Here is a 6,935-nt window from a genome sequence, read left to right on the forward strand (position 1 = left end):
CCATGAATTTGGATTTTATCTACAAAAAAGCCCTAGAAATTCACGCCCAAAAGCTCAAGGATTTGCACTCTCAAACTGCGCCAAAAACGCCCAAAAAAAAGCCCAAAATCTAGCACAAATTTACCCCATTCTCAAGCCAATTTACACACCGCTAATGTGGAAAAAATGAAGGCAATATCAATCGTTTATCTAATTGAAAAGCTGGAAAAAGTCCAGCGCATTTACAAAGAAGGTAACTACCTCATGGTCAAAACTTTAAAAGCCAAATACTCCATTATGGATGGCTCAAATCTAGCCCATGATTTCAAAAGTGGAGAGACTTACGGCGTGATTCCTTACCTAACTGCACACTTCAATGACCACAATATTAACAACCTCGCTCGCCATTTAGAACGCCTTACAGGCAACACTTTTTTAACCCTAGATAGCGCGCTTTTTGATGTCATCGAACACGCCATAAACGGCGCAAAAAACTTAATCCAAGTCGAGCAAAAAATTAAAAATCACTATGGTGTGCGCTTTGTAAAATTTATGCGACACGGGGTAAAAATTGCCGACAATCTGATCACATATCCGCCAAATTTTGATACAATGCGCGTATTCAATTTACCCCTAAAAGGAGACACATGAACGCACAAAATGACCCCAAAAACCCCGCCAAAAACTCACAATCTAGCACACAAAAAGACTACCAAAACCCCGCGCAAAAAAAGGAAATTATTCAGCCTAAACTCACCATCTCTGAGAAGTATATCCGCATTGGAAAGCTCTATGAAAAGCTGGAAAAATTAGATGAAGAACGGGCAAAAATCTTAGCTGAAATCAAAGAACTTAAGTCATCCTAAGTGGCAAAAAGATATAATGAAACTGCTCCATTTTCTGATCCTCTTTGCCTTGTTTGAGGTGGCTTCAGCCCACTCTATCTACTTCCTCCCCAAACAAAACAAAGAGGCAGAAAACGCCCTATTGACGGGCATTGAAAACGCTAAATCCACAATCGACATCGCTCTCTACTCCTTCACACACAAAGACCTAGCAAAAGCTCTACGCCAAGCCAGTAAGCGTGGAGTTATGGTAACTCTCATCCTAGACACCAGCCAAAACGCAGACAACCCCCAAAGTGTACTAACCACACTTGCCAAACTTTACCGCGTAAAAGTCTGCTTGCTGAGTGGTTTAAAATCCAAACGCTATAACCGCTACACCCAGCAATACATGGGGCTCATGCACAACAAGATGATGATCATAGATAAAACCCTTCTCTTCACTGGCTCGGCTAACTGGAGCACGAATAGCTTTCACAATAACTACGAAACTATCTTTGTTGATGATGACCCGCACATTCTCCAACAAGCTAATGACGCTTTTAAGGACATGACTCAAAAATGCCCGGGATTTTTGTAAAATAACCATCCACACCAAAAAAAGGATTCTGATGGACTATTTTAAAATTGGACAAGAAGCCGGCACGCTTTGGGTAGAACTCTACAACAAAACCCACCAACTCAGCGCGCTACAACAAAGTGCGATGTTGATCTACTACCACCTCACAAATGGCTATAAATTGCTCTACACAAGCCATACACAAGCAGACAAGGAACAAACCGCCCAAATCATCGCCAACACGCTTAAGCCCTTTGCAACTCAAAACATGAGCCAAAAACGCCTAAGCCTAGAAGTGCTCAAAACTTGGGCTCGTGATCCGCAACGAGAGGAGGAGCTAGCAGAACACCCAATTCTACCCGACCGCCCTTTCAGAAACACACCGCATTACAACACGCTAAGAGAAATAAATTCGCTCCCCGCAGATGAGTTACACGCTCTGCTAAAAACTGCGCTTGAATTTGCTAGCAACCTTGACACGGCAAACGCTTGAAAATTTTAAAATCTCTCCTTAAATTTTCTCTTGCGATTTTTGCCCCGATTCTGCGCCAAATTTTGCGCGCGGAGCGCGTAATTCCAAACCCTTTGGGTTTGTGCGCGCGCGTATGCATGCGCATGAGAACACCCCTTAAAACTCCAAAAAAATAACCCTCCTAGAATGCCCTACAAACACCACCCCCTTACTCACTCACGCTTTTAACTTCTCAAAGCGTTTCTAGGGCTTCTGTAGGCTTAAGAAAATTTGACTTTATCTCAAGGAAATTCCTCGCCTCAACTCCCACAATAAAAACCCCCAACATGCCAACACCAAACTACCCAACTTCTCCAACAAAAAACACCACTCCGCTTGACTTGCTCTAGCTCAAAAAAATACCTCCTTTCATCAAGGAAAACACCCCCCCAAAACTCCCACACTCCTACCCAACTAATCCGCTCCGATCTGCTCGCTCAAACACACTCCGATCCGATGAGCACCCGCCTTTTGAATTTCTCTCTCTGCGCCTTCCCTGCCTGCGCTCATTACAAAGGTGCGACCGCGCCAGCGGGAGCACGAGCGCAGGCATGGGCGGTGGGTGGGGGGAAGGCGCAGGCGCGCGCAGGTGGGCTGGCGCGCGCCCATAACCCATGCGAAGAGACCGCGTCAGCGGGCTCTGAGCCGTGAAGTGCGACCACACGGGCGCACGGAACAGCGTAGCAAGACAAGCAACGCGAAGGCTTGCGGAGCGCCCCCCAACTGCCCCCCCCCGCTGACCCCGCGCCAACACCGCCTAAGCAAGGAAGGGGACTAACCGCACACGGCACGGGGGTGAGTGCAGGGCACACGGGGGCGCAAAAGTGCCTATTTTGGGGCACACGGGGCACGAGCACACGGGAACCCGGGAAAGCAAAGGAGCTTTACCCTTGCGTTTTCTGGGGGGGCTGGAGCTCTTGGGCTCTTAAAGGCGCGTAAAACGCCCGTAAAGCGTTTTTGATGGTCGGGGGCTATGGGGGTAGCCTTGTGGGTGTTGTTGCGCTCTACGGGCACGCTAGGGGGCAAAAACGGGGCTTTTTTGGGTCGGGGTGCGTGCGTGGCACATCTGCCCGCCTTCCTTGCTTAGGCGGTGTTGGCGCGGGGTCAGCGGGGGGGGGCAGTTGCCCCCCACGCCCGCAAGCCTACACCGCCCCTTAAAGCTTGGGATACCAATCACAATTTTAAGGAGTTTGGCTAATGTTTCATTTAACCCGTATGCCCTTAGCAATTTGGCTAGGTTTTCTTACAGCCTTCAGTGTCAGTGGTTGCCTACAGCCCGAACATTGTCAGATCATCTATGACGTGATAAAACACATCACACGCCATGTGTGCCAGTGAAGGGAAGGGTTTTTATGTTGAAAACATCAAAGACTAGAACTCTACACAATCACGGCGGACACACAGAAAACACGGCTACGCGCCACATCGATAAGATCATCATTCACTGCAGTGCGACAAAAGCGGGAAAAGACTTCTGCGCGCGCGATATTGACCAGTGGCACAAACAAAGGGGGTTTCAGTGCATCGGATACCACTTTGTGATCTTGCTAGATGGCACGATTGAAGTCGGCAGAGCTCTACATGAAATCGGGGCGCATTGCAAAGGGCACAATAAAACCAGTGTGGGTGTTTGCTACATCGGGGGGTTAGATGAGTCGGGCGCGCCTAAAAACACGCTCACAGATTCCCAACTCAGTACACTGCTGACTCTGTGTCGTGATCTGCAACAAAAATACCCACTTGCCAAGATTTATGGGCACAAAGATTTTAACCCTGCTAAAGCCTGCCCATCGTTTGAAGTCAAAGAAGTGTTAAAGGAGCTCTTTCATGCTGAATAATCCACGCTTGTTTGTGAATCTTCTCATTGTCTTGTTGCTCACTTTGACGGGCGCGAACATATATGTAGCTTGGGTGTTAGAGCGACACTCCCAAGCTATCGCCAAAACAATCAAGGAAATACACTCCCTAGAATCCATTTTAAAGGCACGGCATGGAAGAACTTAATTGGGCTTTGTTGTTGGAATATGGAGTCCTTTTATGTGTGGGAAGTTTTAGCGGTTTTCTCTTTGCCATGAAAACGATCGGGGAGCGGAGCAAATTCACCGAAGTGCTCCAACACATTTTCTTAGCCGTTGGGTCATCCATGTTGGTCGCATGGATTGCTTACGAAATCATCAAAGAATACTTTCATCTCAGCTACGGATTATCAGTCTCCATCAGTGCAGGAGTTGGCTACTTAGGTGCGGAAGTTTCTATCGGTTTTTTAATCGACTATCTTTCCTCAAAATTAGGGCACAAGAATGATCACGACTCACACAAATAAAACCCTTCCCTTCACTGGGAAAAAAAATCTTTAAGGTAAAAAAATGGTAAAACAAAACAAAAATTTTACAAAACACAAGCATTTTAGGGTTTTTTAGTCTGTTTTGTTATGTTTTGCAAAAAATATTCTTTTTCAAATTTTTGGGGGTAAGATGTCTCTAAGTCCGTTGTCATCGGTGTTAGAGCCAAAAAAGGGGGGGGGGGTCGATTTTTAAGATTAGGGGTTAAGGTGGGCTTAAAAAAGTTTTTAGTAAAATACAAATCAAAACATAACAAAACGAGTTGATGAATGCGTAGATGTCGGGGCTAAAAATAGCCATGTTTTGTATCTCTGGCAAGGAGAGTAAAAATTATATGGAAAATGGGGCAAAATCGGTTAAAGCCACTTTGGCAAAAAATGTAACTGAGGAGAGTCAAAAAATGGCGGGAAAAGGCTTGACAAACTTAGAAAAATTGAAACAAAAATTTGACAAAATTCGCCAAGAATTTAAGCAATATTTAGCCAAAGTTAGTGGGGTTGTTGATGGTTTAGGGCAAACTTTAGCCGACTATTTTATCACGCGCGTTTATCCCATGATTCCAAGTTATTTGGTCTGCGGAGATGAGAAGTTTCGTATCTTTTATTGCGATTTAGAGACGGGAAAATTAAAGGCAAGATTGGTCGAAAAAGTCGATATTTTGCAACAAGAATACGAGCTAAATTCCGCTGTTGAATTTAAAAATCGTAAGGAATTTTTGATATTTTTAAACGGCACTTGCAAGCTCCACAACTTCGCTGGAGAGTATCCAAAAAATCTAATTGGCGATGAAATTCCAGCAAAAATGCGCCCTAAACCGGGGACAAATTGGCTAGTAGAAAGTTTGTCTTATCCAGTCGGCGCATTTGAAATTTGCAGACCATCTGATAAGCGTATAATTTGGATTGATGGCAATCGAAATATATTCATAAACACTTTCACTATGCCAAAAAGAATCAAAGAATATCGCCGTTACCGCTTGGCTGAAAGTGCGCCAAAAAATGTTAAAAAACACTTGGAATGGGGCGCAAAATTTCCTTTCATTGCGCGGGTAATTGACAATGTTTTAGGCGCAAAAAATGACTCAAAACCACGGGCTAAATTCGTGCATGATCTAGCCTATCACCTAGAGACTTTTACGCCATGTTTTAACCTCTGGTTATTCCTTGATAAGCAAGGAACGGGTAAGGGAGTTTTAACATCTCAGATACTCATGCGTCTGTATTCTGACGAGGATAATTTTAGTAATGTGGCGCGCTTAACGGGTGCAGAATTTACATCAAAATGGGGCGATTCTTTTGTCAATCGGCTTTACTTAGACATTGACGAAGTGGAGGAAAATACAGACAAAAATGGGCTAACAATCAACCAAAGAGTTAAGGTCATTGTAGCTAACACACGCTATGCCGTGCAACTCAAATTCAGAGACACGCAACAAGTTGAAAACCACGCTTTTATCGTGATGAGTTCTAACGAAAAAATGCCATTTAAGATGGATGCGGGCTTGAATCGCCGGTATAACATTGTGCGTGGCGGTGGTGAATCTTTGGTCGAAATGTTTCCCCAAATTGGTGCAAACCATGATGACTGGCTTAACAAGACCATAGAAAAAGAAATCCCGCATTTTCTGCACTTCTTGGCCCAAATCCCACTAGACTTCAAAATCTACAGCACTTGCCTAGAAACAGATTATAAAGCCTTTATCGTGGATAGCTCTACCGGGGACGCGCAGAAAGTCGCCGAGCTTTTCATGGGGCAAAGAACGTTGCGAGAAACACAAGAATACATGTCGGAATTGGCTTATGAATATATGCAACACTTGCTAGCCAAAAACATACGCGGTGTAGCGGTGAGTGATCTTAGGAAGTTGTTTCCCCAAGATTTTAAAGAGATTATAGGAGTTCTCAAGTTTAATGGAGTGTCCTCAAAAGTCTTACGGGTGAATTGGCTTTTAGATGAATACAGCAGTTTGATCAAGCTAGAGACTTCAAAGACTCTAAATGGCTACACGATTACGCTCAAAGGCTGACAAATGATAACCCTTTCCATCCACCGGGGAAACTCTTACATGGCGACTTTGGGATGGGTGGTCGAAACATTTTCTAGCCTGCAAGAAATCGCTAAAATTTGTATCGCATGCGACACCAGTCCCGCCATCTTTAGCCCCGCTAAACCGGGCAAGTCTCAACGCTCCAGCCATAATGTGCAGGGCTTCCATAACCTGCTATTTTTTGACATTGATAATGCCCCCGACTCTGAGTATTTTTCCGTGCAAAATGCCCTAGATTTAATGCGCTCTCACCCGATAAGTTTCGCCCTCATTCCCACCCGAAATTACCTCCGCCAAAAGTCCAAAGACCCCCGCCAAAATGTCGAGCGATTCCGTATTTTAGTGCCCACCCTCAAGCCACTGCCAACCGCTTTAATCAACCGGGAAAAGGGGAGGATTAATTGTGATCTGTACCGCATTTTTCAAACTCTCATCGTCAAGGCTCTTAAGCTAGAAACTTACGCCGATAGCTCTCCGTTAAGAGACATTGCCCGCTACTACGCCCGCCATGAAAACCCACCTTTAATGCCGCCCATTATCGTAGAAAAACGCCCCATGAATTTGGATTTTATCTACAAAAAAGCCCTAGAAATTCACGCCCAAAAGCTCAAGGATTTGCACTCTCAAACTGCGCCAAAAACGCCCAAAAAAA

General features: G+C 44.9%; 9 protein-coding genes and 1 pseudogene. All 10 read left to right on the plus strand.

Annotated features, from left to right (window positions below; all coding sequences use genetic code 11):
* Positions 1 to 165 precede the first annotated feature (165 nt).
* Positions 166 to 630 carry a hypothetical protein gene (locus tag EAO36_RS07870; protein WP_235852420.1) on the plus strand — a complete coding sequence of 155 codons (465 nt, stop codon included), beginning with the start codon at positions 166 to 168 and terminating at the stop codon, positions 628 to 630.
* Positions 627 to 845 (plus strand): hypothetical protein, encoded by a 219-nt coding sequence (locus tag EAO36_RS07875; protein WP_120955965.1) that lies wholly within the window; start codon positions 627 to 629, stop codon positions 843 to 845. The genes EAO36_RS07870 and EAO36_RS07875 overlap by 4 nt, the downstream gene beginning before the upstream one ends.
* 16 nt (positions 846 to 861) lie before the next feature.
* Entirely contained in the window at positions 862 to 1,404 is a 543-nt protein-coding gene (locus EAO36_RS07880) for a phospholipase D-like domain-containing protein (protein ID WP_120955966.1), read from the plus strand.
* 31 nt (positions 1,405 to 1,435) lie between these two features.
* The gene (locus tag EAO36_RS07885; protein WP_120955967.1) at positions 1,436 to 1,876 is read left to right on the plus strand and encodes a hypothetical protein; all 441 of its coding nucleotides are present in this window, start codon (positions 1,436 to 1,438) and stop codon (positions 1,874 to 1,876) included.
* A gap of 1,215 nt (positions 1,877 to 3,091) precedes the next feature.
* Positions 3,092 to 3,232, plus strand: coding sequence for a hypothetical protein (locus EAO36_RS08530; RefSeq protein ID WP_162983289.1), 141 nt, complete (start codon positions 3,092 to 3,094; stop codon positions 3,230 to 3,232).
* Between the two features lie 14 nt (positions 3,233 to 3,246).
* On the plus strand, positions 3,247 to 3,732 hold the full coding sequence (locus tag EAO36_RS07895; RefSeq protein ID WP_120955969.1) for an N-acetylmuramoyl-L-alanine amidase: 486 nt from the start codon (positions 3,247 to 3,249) through the stop codon (positions 3,730 to 3,732).
* Positions 3,722 to 3,898 (plus strand): hypothetical protein, encoded by a 177-nt coding sequence (locus EAO36_RS08535; protein ID WP_162983290.1) that lies wholly within the window; start codon positions 3,722 to 3,724, stop codon positions 3,896 to 3,898. The genes EAO36_RS07895 and EAO36_RS08535 overlap by 11 nt, the downstream gene beginning before the upstream one ends.
* Positions 3,885 to 4,217 carry a holin gene (locus EAO36_RS07900; protein WP_120955970.1) on the plus strand — a complete coding sequence of 111 codons (333 nt, stop codon included), beginning with the start codon at positions 3,885 to 3,887 and terminating at the stop codon, positions 4,215 to 4,217. The genes EAO36_RS08535 and EAO36_RS07900 overlap by 14 nt, the downstream gene beginning before the upstream one ends.
* 353 nt (positions 4,218 to 4,570) lie before the next feature.
* Complete coding sequence (locus EAO36_RS07905) at positions 4,571 to 6,262, plus strand: primase-helicase family protein (protein WP_120955971.1); 1,692 nt, start codon at positions 4,571 to 4,573, stop codon at positions 6,260 to 6,262.
* A 3-nt stretch (positions 6,263 to 6,265) separates the two neighbouring features.
* Positions 6,266 to 6,935, plus strand: a pseudogene (locus EAO36_RS07910) (hypothetical protein); the annotation flags it as partial.

The sequence above is a fragment of the Helicobacter mehlei genome (assembly GCF_003660265.1).
GTDB lineage: Bacteria > Campylobacterota > Campylobacteria > Campylobacterales > Helicobacteraceae > Helicobacter > Helicobacter mehlei.